The sequence below is a fragment of the Nonomuraea sp. NPDC049655 genome (assembly GCF_044465465.1).
In the GTDB taxonomy this organism is placed as follows: domain Bacteria; phylum Actinomycetota; class Actinomycetes; order Streptosporangiales; family Streptosporangiaceae; genus Nonomuraea.
In genome coordinates this window covers 737,288-755,412 of the sequence record NZ_JBITLS010000002.1, presented here as the reverse complement: position 1 = coordinate 755,412, position 18,125 = coordinate 737,288, and the positions used below count along the sequence as shown (strand labels likewise).

The window sequence follows — 18,125 nt, the reverse complement described above, 5'->3', positions numbered from 1 at the left end:
TACCCTGATCTGGTGACACGACCGTCGGCCTATCTTGATCATGCGGCGACCACGCCCATGCTGCCCGAAGCGATCGAGGCCATGACGGAGCAACTCAAACGCGTCGGCAACGCCTCGTCGCTGCACGCCGCGGGCCGTCAGGTGCGCAGGGTCGTCGAGGAGTCCCGCGAGAGCATCGCCGACGCCCTGGGGGCCCGGCCGAGCGAGGTCGTGTTCACCTCGGGCGGCACCGAGGCCGACAACCTCGCCATCAAGGGCCTCTACTGGGCGCGCAGGCCCCGGCGGCGCATCCTGCTCAGCTCCGTCGAGCACCACGCCGCGCTCGACCCGGCCGCGTGGCTGGCCGAGAGCCAGGGCGCCGAGGTCGAGCTGCTCGACGTCGACGAATACGGCCGGGTCCATCCCGACACGCTGCGCGCCGCCATCGAGCGCGACCCCGACGACGTCGCCATGATCAGCGTCATGTGGGCCAACAACGAGGTGGGCACGGTCCAGCCGGTCCACGTGCTGGCGGCCGTCGCCCACGATCACGGCGTCCCGTTCCACACCGACGCGGTGCAGGCGATCGGGCAGCTCCCGGTGTCGTTCGCCGACTCCGGCGCCGACGCCCTCACACTGACCGGCCACAAGGTCGGCGGCCCGATGGGCGTGGGCGCGCTGCTGCTGACCAGGGGGCTGACCCCGGTGTCGGTGCAGCACGGCGGAGGTCAGGAGCGCGACGTGCGCTCCGGCACCCTCGACGCGCCCGCCATCGCGGGCCTGGCCGCCGCCGTGCGGACCGCCGTGAAGGAGCAGGAGGCCCTGGGCCGCCGCCTGACGGCGCTGCGCGACGAGCTCATCCAGCGCGTCCGCCAGGCCGTCCCCGACGTCGTGCTCAACGGCGACCCGACCGGCCGGCTGCCCGGCAACGCCCACTTCTCCTTCCCCGGCTGCGAGGGCGACGCGCTGCTCATGCTGCTCGACGCCAAGGGCGTGGAGTGCTCGACCGGCTCGGCCTGCTCGGCGGGCGTGGCGCAGCCCTCGCACGTGCTGCTCGCGATGGGCGCCGACGCGGCGGCCGCGCGTGGCTCGCTCAGGTTCACCCTGGGCCACACCTCGACCGCCGCCGACGTCGACCGCCTGATCGAGGTGCTGCCCGCGGCCGTCGAGCGGGCCCGCAGGGCCGGGCTCAGCTGAGGAAGGGGGAGACCGCGGCCCAGGCGGGGTCGTGGCCCACGTCGACCCGCGGCTCGCCCTCCTGCCAGCTCGCGATCAGCTCCTTGGCGTGGATCGCCGCGTCGGAGGCCGGGTCGGCGTAGACGTGGACGACCCGATGGCCGGCGGCGCTCAGGTGCGCGGCCAGCAGGGCGTCGTCGCGCAGTTGGAGCAGGCGGGCGGCCAGGCGCTCCTCGAAGTCGCTCAACGCCTTCAGCGAATCGCCGGCGGGCAGGCCGTCGGCGTCGCGGTGGGCGTACGGAAGCGTGATCTCGATGTGCTGGTCGAGCAGCGGATGGTCGACCGGCCGCAGCGGGAAGCGCGCGGTGGCCACCAGCGGCGCGCCCTCGCCGGTCTGCCCTTCGAGCAGCAGCCACTCCTCGCCCTCATAGCCCGAGGCCAGGTCGGCGACCACGGCGGGCAGGTGGACGGCGGCGACCGCGTCGATCGGCTGGAACGTGGCGGGTGTGATCTCGCCCACCCACCTGGCGACGTCGTCCTCGCCCAGCAGCCAGTCGAGGGCGAGCAGCGTCGCCTCCAGACGGGTCTCCTCGTCGAGCTCGCCGAAGATCGGGTGGTGGGCGGTCACGTCGACGCGCGGCTGGTTGCGCGGCACGCGCAGCCCGAAGACCAGCTTGTCGAGCGCGAACTCGAACCCGCCCACGTCGAGCGTCAGCTCCAGCGCCTGCGGGTTGGCCTGCCGGGACGGATGGAACTCCCACAGCAGGTCGGCCGGCGGCGCGGCCCTGGCCCAGCGGTGGGCGAGCGAGCGCAGCTCGGCGTCGCCGGCCGCGGTCACCACCAGGGCGTGCGCGGCGTTCCTGCCGGGCGCCACCTCCCAGACCAGGCCGGGGTCGATCGCGGCCACGGCGGGGGCGACCAGCTCCTCGACGCCGTCGGCGGTGCCCGCCGCCACCAGCGAGTCGAGCCGCGGCCTGGCCTCCTGCCACCACGCCCAGAACGCGGCCACGCCGTCGCCGGGCCGGCCGGCCTCTTCCTCTTCGTCCTTGCGCCCGAACAGTCGCATGCGCTGAATCCTCCCAGACGGAGCCGATGGCCGCGCACTCCCCGCCGGACAGTACGCTGGAACGGTCATGGGACTGCGTGTGCTTGCCGCCATGTCGGGCGGCGTCGATTCCGCCGTGGCCGCCGCCCGGATCGCCGAGGCCGGTCACGACGTCACTGGTGTGCATCTGGCCCTGTCGGCCAACCCTCAATCCCACCGCACGGGCGCGCGGGGTTGCTGCACGATCGAGGACTCCCGCGACGCGCGGCGGGCCGCCGACGTGATCGGCATCCCGTTCTACATCTGGGACATGGCCGAGAGGTTCCAGCGCGACGTGGTGGAGGACTTCGTGGCCGAGTACGCCGCGGGCCGCACCCCCAATCCGTGCCTGCGGTGCAACGAGAAGATCAAGTTCGAGGCGGTGCTCGACCGGGCGCTCGCCCTCGGCTTCGACGCCGTCGCCACCGGCCACCACGCCAAGCTGTCCGACGGCGTGCTGTCCAGGAGCGTCGACCAGGGCAAGGACCAGTCGTACGTGCTGGGGGTGCTCACCCGTGAGCAGCTCAGCCACGCGATCTTCCCGCTCGGCGGCTCCACCAAGGCCGAGGTGCGCGAGGAGGCCGCCCGGCGCGGCCTGACCGTCGCCGACAAGCCCGACAGCCACGACATCTGCTTCATCGCCGACGGAGACACCCGCGGCTTCCTGGCCGGCCGCCTCGGCGCCGAGGAAGGCCCGATCGTCGACCAGGAGGGCGCGGTGGTGGGCACCCACCAGGGCGCCCACGGCTTCACGGTCGGCCAGCGCAAGGGCCTGCGCATCGACCGTCCGGCCGCCGACGGCAGGCCGCGCTACGTGTTGTCGATCGAGCCGGTCTCCAACACGGTCACGGTCGGCCCGCGCTCGGCGCTGGAGGTCACCTCGATCTCGTGCGTCCGCCCGGTCTGGAACGGCCCGTCCCGCCTCGACGACCTGACCGTGCAGCTCAGGGCCCACGGCGAGGTCTACGGCTGCCGCTTCGAGGAGGAGGCGGGCGGCGGCCTGCGCATCGACCTCGACCGCCCGGCCACCGGCGTCGCGGCGGGCCAGGCGGCCGTGCTCTACTCCGGCGACACGGTCATCGGCTCGGCCACCATCGTCTCGGCCGCCTAGGGAAGCGTCACCGACTCGCCGACCTTGAGCCGGCGCATGTCGGCGCCCTGCTTGTCCGACTCCAGCTCCAGGTAGGTGTCCACCAGCGACAGCCCGATGTCGTTGAGCAGGCCGTCGTGCGTGGAGAACGCGCGGGCCGGGCGCACCGTGCGCAGGTACTCGACCATCTCGCTGAGCTTCATCCAAGGGGCGTTGGTCGGCGCGAGGAGGGTGGGCACCTCGACGCCGGGCAAGGTGAGCGCGTCGCCGGGGTAGAACACCTCGTCGTCGAGCATGAAACCGACATTCTGCACGATGGGCGCATCGGGGTGGTTCTTGCTGTGCCACTCGCCGAACGCCTTCACCCGGAAACCCGCCGCGTCGAAGGCGTCGCCGTGCCGGACCACCTGGACCTTGACCGGCACGTCGGTCAGCTGGGCCGCGACGCCCTCGCACGTCCAGACCTCGACCCCGGCGGGAGCGGCCTTCAGCTTCTCGATGTCGAAGTGGTCGAAGTGCTGGTGGGTGATCAGGACCGCGTCGACCCCGTCGAGCACCGGCTCCTGCGAGAAGGTGCCCGGATCGATGACCAGGACCTTGCCGTTCTTCTCAAGGCGTACGCAGGCGTGCGTGAGTTTGGTGAGCTCCATTCGGCAGAGCCTACGCTTGTGCCCATGTCTACGTGGGAAGCCACCGGGGTCGGGTCACATCCGGGTGAGGATCATCTTGAGGCGATCCGTGTCGTGTTCGGCGAGTTGCCCGGACTGCCGTACCTGCCGGAGCTGCCGGCCCGCGGGGTCGGCGCCGACATGGTCGGCAGGACGGCCGGTCTGCTGATCGACCTGCCGGTCGAGGTGCAGCCGTCCGGGTGGCGGCTGGCCGACCGGCCGGGCCGCGACCATCAGCGGGCCGTCGATCACCTGCGCCGCGACCTCGACGGGCTGGAGGAGGTCGCGCACGACTACTCCGGGCCGCTCAAGCTCCAGGTGTGCGGGCCGTGGACGCTGGCCGGGTCCCTTGAGCTGAAGTACGGCGACAAGATGCTCTCCGACGCGGGCGCCGTGCGCGACCTTGTCGCGTCGCTGGCCCAGGGGGTCGCCGACCACTGCGCCGAGGTGCGGCGGCGGCTGCCGGGGGTCACCGAGATCGTGCTGCAGCTCGACGAGCCGGGGCTGCCGGGCGTGCTGGCGGGCACGGTCCCGACCGCGTCCGGGTTCGGGCGGCTGGCGGCGGTCGAGGAGTGGCGGGTGGAGGAGTCGCTGCGGCTGTTCCCCGGCGCGGTGGTCCACTGCTGCGCGCCCGGGGTGCCCTACGCGCTGCTGCGGCGGGCCGGCGCGCGCGCGGTGTCGGTCGACGCGTCGCTGCTGCGCCGCAGGGACGACGACCAGCTCGGCGAGCTCTTCGAGGCCGGGGCGGGCCTGCTGCTCGGCGTCGTGCCGGGCAGGGACGTCGCGCTGCCGGACACCGGGGTGGTCGCCAGGCCCGCGGTGGAGCTGTGGCGGCGGCTCGGGTTCGCCCCCGACGGGCTGGCCGCCAAGGTCACGCTGACGCCCGCCTGCGGCCTGGCCGGAGCCTCGCCCCGCTACGCGCGGGCGGCCCTGGCGGCGTGCAGGAAGGCCGCCCAGGTGCTCAAGGACGATCCGGCAAGCGGGATGCAAGGCGGCTGAGTAGCGTCCTTGCCATGATTGCTCGCGCTCTGGCCGTCGGTGCCGCCATGCTGATCGCGTCCGCCTCGATCGCCGTCCCCGCCGGGGCCTCGGCCAACCCGGAGATCTGGAGCTGGGGGCCGATCTACTCCGCCGACCGGGCAGGGAAGGCCAAGGGCAAGGTCCTGCTCGACCGGCCGGGGTTCGTGGTCAGCGGCGGACTGTACGACTTCCCCGGCCGTACCGGGTGCTCGTGGCTGCAGCTGCGCTGGGTCAAGGACGGCGGCGGCGAGGGGCGCAGGACGTACCGCAACTGCTCGGGCACCAAGCCGCTGGAGTTCTCGCTCAAGACCGGCTACATGCTCTCCGTCGAGGGCAGGGTCTGCCGGGGCACGGCAAGGAAGATCACCGGTAACTGCTCGGTCTGGGAAGGCGTCTGGGCCCAGGGCGGATGACCGGGGGAGTCGTTCCTGTCGGGGCCCGGCGGTAGCGTTTCCTCAGCGTGTCCGACGTGGAAGGAGACCCAGCGTGAGCGAGCGTGACACCGAGGTCGGGGGCGTGCCCGTGGCCGCGCTCAAGCGGCATGCGGAGCTGAGCGAGCTGGTCGAGGACGCGCGCTGGCGCTACTACGTGCTCGACCAGCCCACGGCCAGCGACGCGCAGTTCGACGAGTGGTTCCGCGAGCTGCTCACGCTGGAGCAGGCCCATCCCGAGCTGCAGACGCCCGACTCGCCCACCCAGAAGGTGGGCGCGCCGGTCTCGGGCGACTTCGCCAAGGTCAGCCACCTCAACCGCATGGAGAGCCTCGACAACGCCTTCAACCAGGCCGACATGGCCGCCTGGATGGCCCGCGTCGAGCGGCTGGCCGAGCGCGACCCGGGGCCCTACCTGTGCGAGCTGAAGATCGACGGGCTGGCCATCGCGCTCGTCTACCGCGACGGCAAGCTGGAGCGCGGCGCGACCCGGGGCGACGGCCGGGTCGGCGACGACGTCACGGCCAACGTGCGCACGATCAAGGGGGTGCCCCACCGGCTCACGGGCGAGGGCGTCCCGAGCCTGGTCGAGGTGCGCGGCGAGGTCTACATCCCGGTCGAGGGCTTCAAGCAGCTCAACGAGCAGCTCGTGGAGCAGGGCAAGCCGCCGTTCGCCAACCCGCGCAACTCGGCGGCGGGCACGCTGCGGCAGAAGGACGCGCGCGTCACCGCCCAGCGGCCGCTGCGCATGCTCGTCCACGGCATCGGCGTCTGGGAGGGCTCGGCCGTGCCGCGCGCCCAGTCGGAGGTCTACGAGCGGCTGCGGGAGTTCGGGCTGCCGGTCAGCGACCTGTTCCAGGTGGTGCCCGGCCTCACCGAGGTCGACGAGTTCATCGAGCATTACCGGGTGCACCGGCACGATCCGGCTTATGAGATCGACGGGGTCGTGGTCAAGGTCGACGACTTCCGCACGCAGCGGGAGCTCGGGTCCACCTCGCGGGCCCCGCGCTGGGCGATCGCCTACAAATACCCGCCGGAGGAGGTCAACACCAAGCTGCTCGACATCCAGGTGGGGGTGGGCCGCACCGGCCGGGTCACGCCGTACGCGGTGATGGAGCCCATCGTGGTCGCGGGCTCGACCGTCGAGCGGGCCACCCTGCACAACGCGGCCACGGTGATCAAGAAGGGCGTGCTGATCGGCGACACCGTGGTGCTGCGCAAGGCGGGCGACGTCATCCCCGAGATCGTCGGGGCGGTCACGGCGTTGCGCGACGGCTCCGAGCGGGAGTTCGTCATGCCGACCCACTGCCCCGAGTGCGGCACCGAGCTGGCCTACGAGAAGGAGGGCGACGCCGACCTGCGCTGCCCCAACGCCCGCAGCTGCCCCGCCCAGATCCGCGAGCGCCTCTACTTCGCGGCCGGCCGGCGCGCGCTCGACATCGACGGGCTGGGTTACGTGGCGGCGACCGCGCTCACCCAGCCGGTGCCGCCGCAGGAGCCCGTCCTGCGCACCGAGGCCGACCTGTTCGACCTGACGATCGAGCAGCTCATGCCCATCCGGTCGGTCGTCCGCGACCAGGACACCGGCCTGCCCAAGCTCGACCCCGAGACCGGCGAGCAGAAGGTCGTCTCCCTGTTCTCCAACCTCGACGGCGGGCCCAGCCAGGCCGCCCGCACGCTGGTCGACGAGCTCGCCCGCGCCAGGTCGGCGCCGCTCGCCCAGGTGCTGGTCGCGCTGTCGATCCGGCACGTCGGGCCGCCGACGGCGCGCGACCTCGCCGACTCCATGCGGTCGATCGACGCCATCATGAACGCCTCTGAGGAGGAGCTGGCCTCGGTCAAGGGCATCGGGCCGCGGGTGGCGGCGACGATCCGGGAGTGGTTCGAGGTCGACTGGCACCGGGAGATCGTCGAGCGGTGGCGGCGGGCCGGGGTGCGGATGGACGACGGCCCCGCTCCGGAGAAGACGGAGCCCCAGATCCTGGAGGGGCTGACGTTCGTGGTCACCGGGACGCTGGAGGCGTACACGCGTGACACCGCGTCCGAGGCGCTGACCAGCCGGGGCGGGAAGGTGGCCGGATCGGTGTCGAAGAAGACGTCGTTCCTGGTGGCGGGGGAGAACGCCGGGTCGAAGTATGACAAGGCGGTCAGCCTGAAGGTGCCGATCCTCGATGAGCAGGGGTTCGAGCTGCTGCTGAAGGAGGGCCCGGAGGCCGCGGCGCGCGTGGCGGTCGTCGAGGAGACGTAGCGAAAGCCCCGGCTCGCCCTTGCGGCGGGGCTGGTGTTCGGTGGCCCCGCGGATGCGCACCCGGCGAGCTGGGGATCAGAGTCGTGTACGGACTGTCGATGACCGCGCTACCCATAGTGGTTTTTGGGTATATGTCGGAAAGGAGAAGTGACGGAACGTACGCGCTTGGTTTCGCGAAGTGGGGTGAAGGTCGTACCCTCCCATAGTGACCTAATGGGGGTTCTGTTACCGATGACTGACCCAACCGACACCCGTGACACCGGTCCACGCGTCGGCACGCCGCTCTGGGCGTTCCTCGCGGGCATCACCGTGATCGGCTTCACCGCGCTGGTCGTGGCCATGCTCAGGCTGGATCCGGTCGCGCTGGCGGAGCTCGCCCGTACCCCGCTGTTCTGGGTGCTGGCGGTGCTGGTGATGCTGGGCGAGCTGCGGCCCGTCATGGTGTCCTCGGCGACCGCGGTCGGCGGCACGTATCCGTCGACCATGTTCACCTTCGCGGTGCTGCTGCACTTCGGGCTGTCCACCGCCGTGCTCATGCAGGCCGTCGCGATCGCCATGAACGGCGTCGTGACGCGCAAGGCGTGGCACCGGGTCATGTTCAACGTCGCCCAGTCCACCCTCGCGCTCACCGCCGCGGCCGTGGTGCTCGGGCTGTTCGGCGTCGTGCCGGGCCCGGCCGTGCCGTGGACGCCCAGCGGGGCCGACCTTCCGGCGATCGCGCTGGCCGGGGTGGCCTACTTCGCCACCAGGGCCGCGCTCGTGTCCGGGGCGGTCGCCCTGCACGAGCGGCGTTCGATCGTCCGCGTGCTGCGGGTCACCGCCGGGCCGCAGGGGCTCGTCTACACCGCGCTGCTGGGCCTCGCGCCGCTGGTCGTCGTGGTGATGGACCATTCGCCCGGCCTCGTGCCGCTCTTCGTCGCCCCCCTCGCCGCCGTCTACTTCACCGCCACGCTGTCCATGCGCCGCGACCACCAGGCCCTGCACGACGAGCTGACCGGCCTGCCCAACCGCAAGATGCTCATCGTCAGCACGGAGGAGGCGCTGGCCGAGTCCCGCCAGGACGAGCGGGTCGGGCTGTTCCTCCTCGACCTCGACCGGTTCAAGGAGGTCAACGACACGATGGGCCATCCGGTGGGCGACCGCCTGCTGCAGATGGTGGCCCACCGGCTGACCCACTCCGTGCGGCCGGGCGACGTGGTGGCCAGGCTCGGCGGCGACGAGTTCGCCGTCCTGCTGCCCTCGATCCGGGACGCCAACGCCGCCAGGGAGGTGGCCGCCAGGCTGCGGGCCGCCCTGACCGAGCCCGTACGCCTGGAGGGCATGAGCTTCGACCTCGACGGCTCGGTCGGCATCGCGCTCTTCCCCGACCACGCCCCCGACTTCGAGCTGCTGCTGCAACGCGCCGACGTGGCCATGTACCTGGCCAAGGAAGGGCGTACCGGGGTAGAGCTCTACCAGCCCGACAAAGACCGCAACTCGCCTGAACGGCTCAACCTGCTGGGCGATCTGCGCCGCGCCATCGACAACCGCGAGCTGCAGCTGCACTACCAGCCCAAGGTCAGCCTGGCCGGCGGCGCGGTGACCGGGGTGGAGGCCCTGCTGCGCTGGTGCCATCCGGTGCACGGGCCGATCCCGCCGTCCGACTTCGTCCCGCTGGCCGAGCAGACGTACCTGATGCGCCAGCTCACCGAATACGTCATCGAGGCCGCGCTGGAACAGGCCGCCCGCTGGTGGCACACCGGCCTGCAGGTGCAGATCTCGGTCAACATCTCCGCCCGCGACCTGCTCGACGCGGCGCTGCCCGAGCAACTGGAGGTCGGCCTGACCCGGTACGGCCTGCCGCCCGCCGCCATCCAGCTGGAGGTCACCGAGCGCATCCTGACCGGCGACCAGGCCTACACCCAGGAGACCATCAAGGCGCTGGCCACGCTCGGCGTCCCGCTGTCCCTCGACGACTTCGGCACCGGCTACTCCTCGCTGATCAGGCTCCAGCGCCTGGCGGTCTCCGAGGTCAAGATCGACGCCTCGTTCGTCCGCCGCATCGCCGAGTCCGAGGACGACGACCGCATCGTCCGCTCGATCGTCGATCTGGTGCGCTCGCTCGGCCTGCGCTCGGTCGCCGAGGGCGTGGAGTCCGACGACGTCGCGCTGCGGCTGGCCGAGATGGGCTGCGACCTGGGCCAGGGCTGGCTGTTCTGCCAGCCCATGCCGGCCGCCGAGGCCACCGCCTGGCTCAGGGGCCGCTGCGAGGTGGCGCCGGCCATCGAGTTCGGCTACCAGCCCGAGGTCACCCAGACGGCCTGACCGATTACAGGACTGTACTTCGTCGAAGTACACTTCGACGAAGTACACTTCGATGTCTCTGGGGGCGTCTTGATCCCGAAGCCTGAACGGATCTTCGCGCGCGACTTCGAGTGGGAGGCTCTGACCGCCTTCGTCGAGCGTTCCGGTCCCCGGCCCCGGCCCCGGCTCGGCGTCGTCAGCGGCAGGCGCCGCCAGGGCAAGACGTTCCTGGTCGAGTCGCTCGCGCGCAAGACGGGCGGCTTCTATTTCGGCGCGACGGAGGGCACCCCGACGGAGTCGCTCAACCTCTTCGCCGCCGCTCTGGCCCGGTACGTGGGGGCTTCGGCGCCGTTCCGCTTCACGACCTGGGACGAGGCGATCGGCCAGCTCTTCGCCGTCAGCGCCGAGCGCCGCGCTCTCATGGTGATCGACGAGTTCCCCTACCTCAGCAAGGCGTCGCCGGCCCTGCCCTCGATCATCCAGCAGGCCGTCGACCGGGCCGTCTTCGATGAAGTGCCGGCGTCCCTGCTGTTGTGCGGCTCGGCGATGTCCGTGATGGGCCGGCTCCTGGCAGGCAACGCGCCGTTGAGGGGGCGGGCTTCCATGGAACTCGCGGTCCGGCCGTTCGACTACCGCCTCGCCGCGCGGTACTGGGGGATCACCGATCCGCAGTTGGCCGTGAAGGTGCACGCGATCGTCGGCGGGACCCCCGCGTACCTGCCCCTGGCCAACGACGACAGGCCGGACGGCCTGGAGGACTTCGACGCCTGGGTGCGGCGCACGGTGCTCTCGCCCTCGACCCCGCTCTTCAAGGAGGCCCGCTATCTTCTCGAGGAGGAGGCGGAGGTGCGGGACTCCGCCATGTACAAGTCCGTGCTGGCGGCCGTGGCCACCGGGAACGGCACCCGGGGCGGCATCGCGAGCTACGTGGGGCGCAAGGCGTCCGACATCGGCCATCACCTCAACGTGCTGGAGGACAGCAACCTGCTTCGCAGGGAGGTGGACGTCTTCCGCTCCTCGCGGTCGGTCTACCGCGTGTGCGAGCCGCTCATCCACTTCTACGAGGTCGTGATGCGACCCCAGTGGGGGCCGCTGGAGAGCGGCCGGGCCGAGTTCGTGTGGCAGGACGGCCGGGCCGGCTTCAGCGACCAGGTGCTCGGCCCGCACTTCGAGGAGATGTGCCGTCAGTTCCACCTGCTGGAACCCGAGGTGCTGGGAGACTCGCCGGGCGAGATCGGCGCGGGGATCGTCGTCGATCCCGTACGGCACGAGCAGATCCAGATCGACGTCGCGGTCTTCGCGCCCGCCATGCGCGGCGAGCGCAAGCGGGTGTTGTCGCTGGGCGAGGTGAAATGGGGCAAGGTCATGGGGGCTCGGCACGTCGCCCGGCTCAGGAGGGCACGAGACCTGCTCGACGCCAAGGGATTCGACGTGCGGGACGCCAAACTGGTCTGCTACGGAGGAGCCGGATTCGAGGCCGGGCTGGCCCAGGAGAGCGACGTGCTGGCGATCGGCCTGGACCAGCTCTACGGATGAGTGTGTTTCCGCCGGGTTAAGGGTTCGGGCCTGCGGCGTCAAGCCCCCTAGGATGGCAGTGTCCCAAACTCCATCCACGAAACGGGTTCAACGACTCATGTCCGCCATAACCCGCGACGAGGTCGCGCACCTGGCCCGGTTGTCCAGGCTGGCGCTCACCGACGACGAGCTCGACCACTACGCCACCCAGCTCGATGCCATCATCGAGTCGGTCGCGAAGGTGGCCGAGGTCGCCGCCGAGGACGTGCCGCCTTCGTCGCACGCGCTTCCGCTGACCAATGTCTTCCGTGCCGACGAGGTGCGACAGTCCCTGACGCCGGAGCAGGCCCTTTCCGGCGCTCCCGCCGTCGAGGACGACCGCTTCCGTGTGCCGCGCATCCTCGGGGAGGAGGCATGAGTCTGATCCGCAAGACCGCCGCCGAGCTGGGCGCGATGATCGCCGCGGGCGAGGTGTCGGCCGCCGAGGTGGCCGAGGCGCACCTCGACCGCATGGCCGAGGTGGAGCCCAAGGTCCAGGCGTTCCTGCACGTCGACCGGGAGACCACCCTTGAGCAGGCGCGGGCGGTCGACGCCCGGCTGCGTGCGGGCGAGAAGCTCGGGCCGCTGGCCGGGGTGCCGGTCGCGCACAAGGACATCTTCGCCACCCGCGACATGCCGACCACGGCCGGGTCCAAGATCCTCGAAGGGTGGCGGCCGCCGTACGACGCGACCGTGACCGCGCGCCTGCGCGAGGCCGGGCTGGTCATCCTCGGCAAGACGAACCTCGACGAGTTCGCCATGGGCTCCTCCACGGAGAACTCCGCCTACCACCCCACCCGCAACCCGTGGGACCTGGACAGGATCCCGGGCGGCTCGTCCGGCGGGTCCAGCGCGGCCGTCGCCGCGTACGAGGCTCCGCTGTCCACGGGCACCGACACCGGCGGCTCGATCCGGCAGCCCGCCGCCGTCACCGGCATCGTGGGCATGAAGCCCACCTATGGCGGTTCGTCCCGGTACGGGCTGATCGCGTTCGCGAGCTCGCTCGACACGCCGGGGCCGTTCGCGCGGAACGTGCTCGACGCGGCGCTGCTGCAGGAGGCGTTCTCCGGGCACGACCCGATGGACTCCACGTCGGTCGACGCGCCGGTCCCGAGCGTCGTCGAGGCGGCCAGGAATCCCGACGTGTCCGGCATGCGCATCGGCGTGGTCAAGGAGTTCGCCGGCGAGGGCTACCAGCCGGGCGTGCTGGCGCGCTACCACGAGGTCGTCAAGCTGCTGGAGTCGCTGGGCGCCACGGTCGTCGAGGTGTCCTGCCCGTCGTTCACGACCGCGCTGCCGGCGTACTACCTGATCGCGCCGTCGGAGTGCTCGTCCAACCTGGCCCGCTTCGACGCCATGCGTTACGGCCTGCGCGTCGGCGACGACGGCACCCGCAGCGCCGAGGAGGTCATGGCGCTGACCAGGGCGGCCGGGTTCGGCCCCGAGGTCAAGCGGCGCATCATGCTGGGCACGTACGCGCTGTCCAGCGGCTACTACGACGCCTACTACGGCCAGGCGCAGAAGGTGCGCACGGTCATCTCGCGCGAGTTCGAGGCGGCCTACGAGCAGGTCGACGTGCTGGTCTCGCCGACCACGCCGACCACGGCGTTCCGGCTGGGCGAGCGCACCGACGACCCGATGGCGATGTACCTCGCCGACCTGTGCACCATCCCGTCCAACCTCGCGGGCAACGCGGCCATCTCGGTGCCGTGCGGCCTGGCCGACGAGGACAACCTGCCGGTCGGCCTGCAGATCATGGCCCCGGTTCTGGCCGACGACCGTTGTTACCGCGTCGGCGCCGCCGTCGAGAAGGCCCTGGAGAGCCGCTGGGGCGGCCCGCTGCTGAAGGAGGCCCCGTCGCTATGACCATGGTCTATGACGAAGCGCTCGACAGGTTCGAGCCGGTGCTCGGGCTGGAGACGCACGTCGAGCTCGGCACCAAGTCGAAGATGTTCTGCGGCTGCAAGACCGCCTTCGGCGCCCCGGCCAACACCCAGGTCTGCCCGACCTGCCTGGCGCTGCCCGGCTCGCTGCCCGTGGCCAACGCCATGGCCATCGAGTCGACGATCCGCATCGGCCTGGCGCTGAACTGCTCGATCGCCGAATGGTGCCGCTTCGCCCGGAAGAACTACTTCTATCCGGACATGCCGAAGAACTACCAGATCTCCCAGTACGACGAGCCGCTCTGCTTCGACGGCTACGTCGACGTCGAGGTCAACGGCGAGACCGTGCGCATCGAGATCGAGCGCGTGCACCTGGAGGAGGACACCGGCAAGTCCACCCACGTGGGCGGCGCGACCGGCCGCATCCACGGGGCCGACTACTCGATCGTCGACTACAACCGCGCGGGCATCCCGCTGGTGGAGATCGTCACCAAGCCCATCCCGGGCACCGACCGGCTCGCGCCGGAGGTGGCCAAGGCGTACGTCACCGAGCTGCGCGAGATCATGCGCTCGCTCGGCGTGTCCGACGTGCGCATGGAGGAGGGCTCGCTGCGCTGCGACGTCAACGTCTCGCTCATGCCGCGCGGGTCGTCGGAGTGGGGCACCCGCACCGAGACCAAGAACGTCAACTCGCTGCGCAGCGTCGAGCGGGCGGTGCGCAGCGAGATCGAGCGCCAGGCGGGGGTCCTCGCCGAGGGCGGCAAGATCATCCAGGAGACGCGGCACTTCCACGAGGACACCGGCACCACCACGTCCGGGCGGTCCAAGGAGGAGGCCCAGGACTACCGGTACTTCCCGGAGCCCGACCTGGTGCCGATCGAGCCCGACCCGGCGTGGGTGGCCGAGCTGAAGGCGGCGCTGCCCGAGCTGCCGTCGGTCAAGCGCAAGCGGCTGCAGGCCGAGTGGGGTCTGTCCGACCTCGACATGCAGGCCATGCACAACGCCGACGCGATCGACCTGGTCGAGGCCACGGTCGCGGCCGGCGCCCCGGCGGCCGACGCACGCAAGTGGTGGATGGGCGAGCTGGCGCGGCGCGCCAACGAGAGCGGCGTCGCGCTGGCCGAGCTGCCCATCACGCCGGCCCAGATCGCCAGGGTCACCGAGCTGGTGGCCTCGGGCGCGCTCAACGACAAGCTCGCCCGGGAGGTGCTCGAAGGCGTGCTGGCCGGTGAGGGCACGCCCGACGAGGTGGTCGAGGCGCGCGGCCTGCAGATCGTCAACGACGAGGGCGAGCTGTCGGCGATCATCGACCAGGTGCTGGCCGACAACGCGGACGCGGCCGAGAAGGTGCGGTCCGGGAAGGTCGCCGCCGCCGGTGCGCTGGTGGGCGGCGTGATGAAGGCCAGCCGCGGCAAGGCCGACGCGGCCCGCGCCCGGCAGCTCATCCTGGAGAAGCTGGGCGTCTCGGAGTAGGTCCGGCACATCCGCGGGGCCCTCGCCGGTCCCGCGGATCCGTTCACAGCGGCGGGGCCCTTGGTGGTCCCGCCGATCCGGACATATCGGCGGGGCCACCGAGGGGCGCGCTCGCGGGCGCAGTGCCTTCCGCGCGTGCAGCCGTCGGAAGGCGGGTCCCAAGAACCACCGGGCGACGTTCCCGGCGGGCGGGCCGGTCAGTCCTCGCGTGACACGGGTGTGACCGCATCGACGCCCCGGCGTGCCATCAGCCGCCGAAACACCGGTGTGAGCAGCGCGAGCAGGGCCAGCGCGAGGAGCACGGCCGCGATCGGGCTGCGTACCAGCACGCTGACGTCGCCCGCGCCGATGGCGAGCGCGCGGCGGAGCTGGATCTCGGCCATCGGCCCGAGGATCATGCCGATCACCGCGGGCGCGACGGGCAGGCCGAAGCGGCGCATGGAGAACCCGAGCAGGCCGAGGACGTACAGGACGAACAGGTCCACGACGGTGCCGTTCAGGGCGTAGACGCCGAGCGCGGCGAACAGCACGATCCCGGCGTACAGGTACGGCCGGGGGATGCGCAGGACGCGGGCCCACAGGGGAGCCAGCGGCAGGTTCAGCACCAGCAGCATCGTGTTGCCGACGAACAGCGAGGCGATCATCGCCCACACCAGGGCCGGGTTGTGGTCGAAGAGCTGCGGGCCGGGCTGCAGGCCGTACTGCTGGAAGGCGGCCAGCAGGATGGCGGCCGTGGCCGACGTGGGCAGGCCCAGCGTGAGCAGCGGGACCAGGGTCCCGGCGGCCGAGGCGTTGTTGGCCGCCTCCGGGCCCGCGACGCCCTCGATGGCGCCCTTGCCGTACTCCTCCTTGGCCACGCCCTTGGCCAGGCGCTTCTCGGCCGCGTACGACAGGAACGTGGGGATCTCCGCGCCCCCGCCGGGCAGCGCGCCGAACGGGAACCCGAGCGCGGTCCCGCGCAGCCACGGCAACCACGAGCGCCGCCAGTCGGCGCGGCCCATCCACGCCCGGCCCACGGGCACCACCTCGGGCGCGGCGTGCCGCAGCCGGGAGGCCACGTAGAGGGCCTCGCCGACCGCGAACAGGCCGACCGCGACGATCACCACGTCGATGCCGTCGAGCAGCTGCGGGACGCCCAGCGTGAGCCGCGCCTGACCGGTCTGCTGGTCGATGCCGATCAGCCCGATCACCAGCCCCAGCCCCAGGGAGGCCAGCCCGCGCACGACCGAGCGGGACAACACCGACGACACGGCGGTGAAGGCCAGGATCGCCAGCGCGAAGTAGTCCTCGGGGCCGAACGAGATCGCGAAGCTCACCACGGCGGGCGCGGCCACCACCAGCAGCGCGGTGGCGATCGTGCCCGCCACGAACGACCCGACGGCCGCCGTGGCCAGGGCCTGCGCCGCCCGTCCGCGCCTGGCCATCTTGTTGCCCTCCAGGGCGGTGATCATGGAGGACGACTCGCCGGGCGTGTTGAGCAGGATGGAGGTGGTCGAGCCGCCGTACATGCCGCCGTAGTAGATGCCGGCGAACATGATGAACGCGCTGGCCGGCGGCACGGTGAAGGTGATCGGCAGCAGCAGCGCCACGGTCATCGCGGGCCCGATGCCGGGCAGCACGCCGACCAGGGTGCCGAGGGTGACGCCGATCAGGGCGTACAGCAGGTTGACGGGGGTGAGAGCGGCGGCGAAGCCGTCCATGAGGAGCTGGAGCGAGCCCATCTCAGATCACCCCGCCGAGCGGGCCGGTCGGCAGCGAGACGCCGAGGCCCTTGACGAACAGCAGGTACGTCGTCACGCCGAGCACCACGGCCACCACGGCGGCCCGCACCTTGTGCTCGGCCCCGAGCACGACCGACAGGCCGAAGAACAGCAGGCTCGCGCCGATGACCCAGCCGAGCACGTCGAGGAGCGCGGCGAAGGCCAGGAAGACGCCGCTGACCAGGCCGACGCTGCGCCAGTCGGTGGGCGCGTCCGCGTCCACGTCCTCGCTCTCCTCAGGGTCGCCGGCGCCGCCGCGCAGCACGTCGATCACGTAGAACAGGCCGATCAGCACCATGGCCGCGCCGACCAGCATGGGGAAGAAGCGCGGCCCGAGGCCGAGCTGGGAGGCCGCGGCCGAGACGTCGAGCGTGCCGACCATCACGAACACGCCCAGCCCGAGCACCACGACCGCCAGCCCGAGTTCGGGCCGCCACCGGCGAGCCATCAGGACACGAGCCCCATTTCGGCAATGATGCCCTTGACCTTGGTCTCCTCGGACTTCAGGTAGTCGGCGAACTGCTGCCCGGTCTGGAAGGAGTCGATCCAGCCGTTCTTGGCGACGGCGTCCTTCCAGGGCTGGGAGTCGTGCATCTTGGTGACCAGGTCGGTGAGGGACTTCTCGGCGGCGTCGTCCAGGCCGCCGGGGGCGACGAAGCCGCGCCAGTTGGCCAGCTCGACGTCCAGGCCGCCCTCCTTCAGCGTCGGCGCGTCGAGACCGGCGACGCGCGAGCCGCTGCTGACGGCCAGCGCCCGCAGCTTGCCGGACTTCACGTGCTCGGCGAACTCGCCGACGCCCGAGATGCCCGCGCTGACCTTGCTGCCCAGCAGCGCGTTGAGCGCCTCGCCGCCGCCGGAGTGGGCGATGTAGTTGACCTGCTTGGGGTCCACGCCCGCAGCCTTGGCCATCAGCCCGGCCACGATGTGGTCGGTGCCGCCCGCCGAGCCGCCCGCGACGGAGACCTTCGCCGGGTCGGCCTTCCACGCGGCGACCATGTCGGCCAGCGTCTTGAACGGGGAGTCGGCCGGGACCACGACGATCTCGTACTCCTCGGTCAGCTTGGCGATGGGGGTGGTCTCGGCCAGGGTGACCTTCGACTTGTTCTGCTCGATCGCGCCCACCATGACCAGGCCCATGGTCATCAGCAGGTTGCCGTTGCCCTTCTCGCCGGCGAGCTGGGCCAGGCCGATCGTGCCGCCCGCGCCCGGCACGTTGTAGACCTCGACCTTGCGCTTGGGGTCGGCCGTCTTGAGCGCCTGCTCGGCCGTGCGGGCGGTCTGGTCCCAGCCGCCGCCGGCCGCCGCGGGGGCCATGATCCGCAGAGAGCCGTCGCCGCCGGAGGCGCCGGTCTCGCCGCAGCCGGACAGGGCGGCGACGGAGAGTGCCGCCAGGGCGGCGGCGAATACGCGCAAGCGCATGATCACTCCAAGGGGGATTCGCACAGTCGTTGGCCTGCGATGGTGATGCCCGTTCCC

General features: G+C 71.7%; 15 protein-coding genes. 10 read left to right on the top strand and 5 right to left on the bottom strand.

The genetic code is table 11. The features are described from left to right. Nucleotides 1–12: 12 nt before the first annotated feature. Entirely contained in the window at nt 13–1,176 is a 1,164-nt protein-coding gene (locus tag ACIBQ6_RS08885; protein WP_352318935.1) for a cysteine desulfurase family protein, read from the top strand. Here ACIBQ6_RS08885 and ACIBQ6_RS08880 read toward each other — a convergent pair. After that, the gene (locus ACIBQ6_RS08880) at nt 1,169–2,221 is read right to left on the bottom strand and encodes a DUF695 domain-containing protein (RefSeq protein ID WP_397210818.1); all 1,053 of its coding nucleotides are present in this window, start codon (nt 2,219–2,221) and stop codon (nt 1,169–1,171) included. The genes ACIBQ6_RS08885 and ACIBQ6_RS08880 overlap by 8 nt on opposite strands. 67 nt (nt 2,222–2,288) lie before the next feature. Here ACIBQ6_RS08880 and mnmA point away from each other — a divergent pair, with 67 nt between their 5' ends. Continuing rightward, nucleotides 2,289–3,350 carry a tRNA 2-thiouridine(34) synthase MnmA gene (gene mnmA / locus ACIBQ6_RS08875; protein WP_352318938.1) on the top strand — a complete coding sequence of 354 codons (1,062 nt, stop codon included), beginning with the start codon at nt 2,289–2,291 and terminating at the stop codon, nt 3,348–3,350. On the opposite strand, the gene ACIBQ6_RS08870 is transcribed toward mnmA, so the two are convergent. Further along, nucleotides 3,347–3,979, bottom strand: coding sequence for an MBL fold metallo-hydrolase (locus ACIBQ6_RS08870; RefSeq protein ID WP_397210816.1), 633 nt, complete (start codon nt 3,977–3,979; stop codon nt 3,347–3,349). The genes mnmA and ACIBQ6_RS08870 overlap by 4 nt on opposite strands. 24 nt (nt 3,980–4,003) lie before the next feature. Here ACIBQ6_RS08870 and ACIBQ6_RS08865 point away from each other — a divergent pair, with 24 nt between their 5' ends. The 8 genes from ACIBQ6_RS08865 to gatB all read left to right on the top strand — a co-directional run bounded on the left by ACIBQ6_RS08865 (nt 4,004) and on the right by gatB (nt 14,889). Beyond that, nucleotides 4,004–4,996, top strand: coding sequence for a methionine synthase (locus ACIBQ6_RS08865; RefSeq protein WP_358288690.1), 993 nt, complete (start codon nt 4,004–4,006; stop codon nt 4,994–4,996). A gap of 14 nt (nt 4,997–5,010) precedes the next feature. Continuing rightward, nucleotides 5,011–5,430 (top strand): hypothetical protein, encoded by a 420-nt coding sequence (locus ACIBQ6_RS08860; RefSeq protein ID WP_397210814.1) that lies wholly within the window; start codon nt 5,011–5,013, stop codon nt 5,428–5,430. 73 nt (nt 5,431–5,503) lie between these two features. Beyond that, nucleotides 5,504–7,696: an NAD-dependent DNA ligase LigA gene (gene ligA, locus ACIBQ6_RS08855; RefSeq protein WP_397210812.1), complete on the top strand. Its 2,193-nt coding sequence runs from the start codon at nt 5,504–5,506 to the stop codon at nt 7,694–7,696. Nucleotides 7,697–7,927: 231 nt separating this feature from the next. Beyond that, nucleotides 7,928–10,000: an EAL domain-containing protein gene (locus ACIBQ6_RS08850; protein WP_358288681.1), complete on the top strand. Its 2,073-nt coding sequence runs from the start codon at nt 7,928–7,930 to the stop codon at nt 9,998–10,000. A 69-nt stretch (nt 10,001–10,069) separates the two neighbouring features. Next, nucleotides 10,070–11,515 (top strand): ATP-binding protein, encoded by a 1,446-nt coding sequence (locus ACIBQ6_RS08845; protein ID WP_397210810.1) that lies wholly within the window; start codon nt 10,070–10,072, stop codon nt 11,513–11,515. Nucleotides 11,516–11,612: 97 nt separating this feature from the next. Next, entirely contained in the window at nt 11,613–11,912 is a 300-nt protein-coding gene (gene gatC, locus ACIBQ6_RS08840) for an Asp-tRNA(Asn)/Glu-tRNA(Gln) amidotransferase subunit GatC (RefSeq protein WP_101787882.1), read from the top strand. Next, a complete protein-coding gene (gatA, locus tag ACIBQ6_RS08835) occupies nt 11,909–13,399 on the top strand; it encodes an Asp-tRNA(Asn)/Glu-tRNA(Gln) amidotransferase subunit GatA (RefSeq protein ID WP_352318951.1) in 1,491 nt (496 codons plus the stop codon). Before gatC ends, gatA begins: the two co-directional genes overlap by 4 nt. Before the next feature lie 2 nt (nt 13,400–13,401). Next, a complete protein-coding gene (gene gatB, locus ACIBQ6_RS08830) occupies nt 13,402–14,889 on the top strand; it encodes an Asp-tRNA(Asn)/Glu-tRNA(Gln) amidotransferase subunit GatB (RefSeq protein WP_364330953.1) in 1,488 nt (495 codons plus the stop codon). Between the two features lie 197 nt (nt 14,890–15,086). Here the strand turns inward: gatB and ACIBQ6_RS08825 are convergent, their stop codons facing one another. The 3 genes from ACIBQ6_RS08825 to ACIBQ6_RS08815 are packed head-to-tail and all read right to left on the bottom strand — an operon-like array spanning nt 15,087 to nt 18,068. Continuing rightward, complete coding sequence (locus ACIBQ6_RS08825) at nt 15,087–16,610, bottom strand: tripartite tricarboxylate transporter permease (protein WP_358288675.1); 1,524 nt, start codon at nt 16,608–16,610, stop codon at nt 15,087–15,089. A gap of 1 nt (nt 16,611) precedes the next feature. After that, a complete protein-coding gene (locus ACIBQ6_RS08820; RefSeq protein WP_397210808.1) occupies nt 16,612–17,097 on the bottom strand; it encodes a tripartite tricarboxylate transporter TctB family protein in 486 nt (161 codons plus the stop codon). Continuing rightward, complete coding sequence (locus tag ACIBQ6_RS08815) at nt 17,097–18,068, bottom strand: tripartite tricarboxylate transporter substrate binding protein (protein WP_397210806.1); 972 nt, start codon at nt 18,066–18,068, stop codon at nt 17,097–17,099. Before ACIBQ6_RS08815 ends, ACIBQ6_RS08820 begins: the two co-directional genes overlap by 1 nt. Between the last annotated feature and the right edge of the window lie 57 nt (nt 18,069–18,125).

What these genes read in the sequence shown, in the direction of transcription:
- ACIBQ6_RS08825 (WP_358288675.1), bottom strand. Translation starts at nt 16,610, where the DNA reads ATGGGCTCGCTCCAGCTCCTCATGGACGGCTTCGCCGCCGCTCTCACC.
- ACIBQ6_RS08815 (WP_397210806.1), bottom strand. Translation starts at nt 18,068, where the DNA reads ATGCGCTTGCGCGTATTCGCCGCCGCCCTGGCGGCACTCTCCGTCGCC.
- gatC (WP_101787882.1), top strand. Translation starts at nt 11,613, where the DNA reads ATGTCCGCCATAACCCGCGACGAGGTCGCGCACCTGGCCCGGTTGTCC.
- ACIBQ6_RS08860 (WP_397210814.1), top strand. Translation starts at nt 5,011, where the DNA reads ATGATTGCTCGCGCTCTGGCCGTCGGTGCCGCCATGCTGATCGCGTCC.
- mnmA (WP_352318938.1), top strand. Translation starts at nt 2,289, where the DNA reads ATGGGACTGCGTGTGCTTGCCGCCATGTCGGGCGGCGTCGATTCCGCC.
- gatB (WP_364330953.1), top strand. Translation starts at nt 13,402, where the DNA reads ATGGTCTATGACGAAGCGCTCGACAGGTTCGAGCCGGTGCTCGGGCTG.
- ACIBQ6_RS08850 (WP_358288681.1), top strand. Translation starts at nt 7,928, where the DNA reads ATGACTGACCCAACCGACACCCGTGACACCGGTCCACGCGTCGGCACG.
- gatA (WP_352318951.1), top strand. Translation starts at nt 11,909, where the DNA reads ATGAGTCTGATCCGCAAGACCGCCGCCGAGCTGGGCGCGATGATCGCC.
- ACIBQ6_RS08870 (WP_397210816.1), bottom strand. Translation starts at nt 3,979, where the DNA reads ATGGAGCTCACCAAACTCACGCACGCCTGCGTACGCCTTGAGAAGAAC.
- ACIBQ6_RS08865 (WP_358288690.1), top strand. Translation starts at nt 4,004, where the DNA reads ATGTCTACGTGGGAAGCCACCGGGGTCGGGTCACATCCGGGTGAGGAT.
- ACIBQ6_RS08880 (WP_397210818.1), bottom strand. Translation starts at nt 2,221, where the DNA reads ATGCGACTGTTCGGGCGCAAGGACGAAGAGGAAGAGGCCGGCCGGCCC.
- ACIBQ6_RS08820 (WP_397210808.1), bottom strand. Translation starts at nt 17,097, where the DNA reads ATGGCTCGCCGGTGGCGGCCCGAACTCGGGCTGGCGGTCGTGGTGCTC.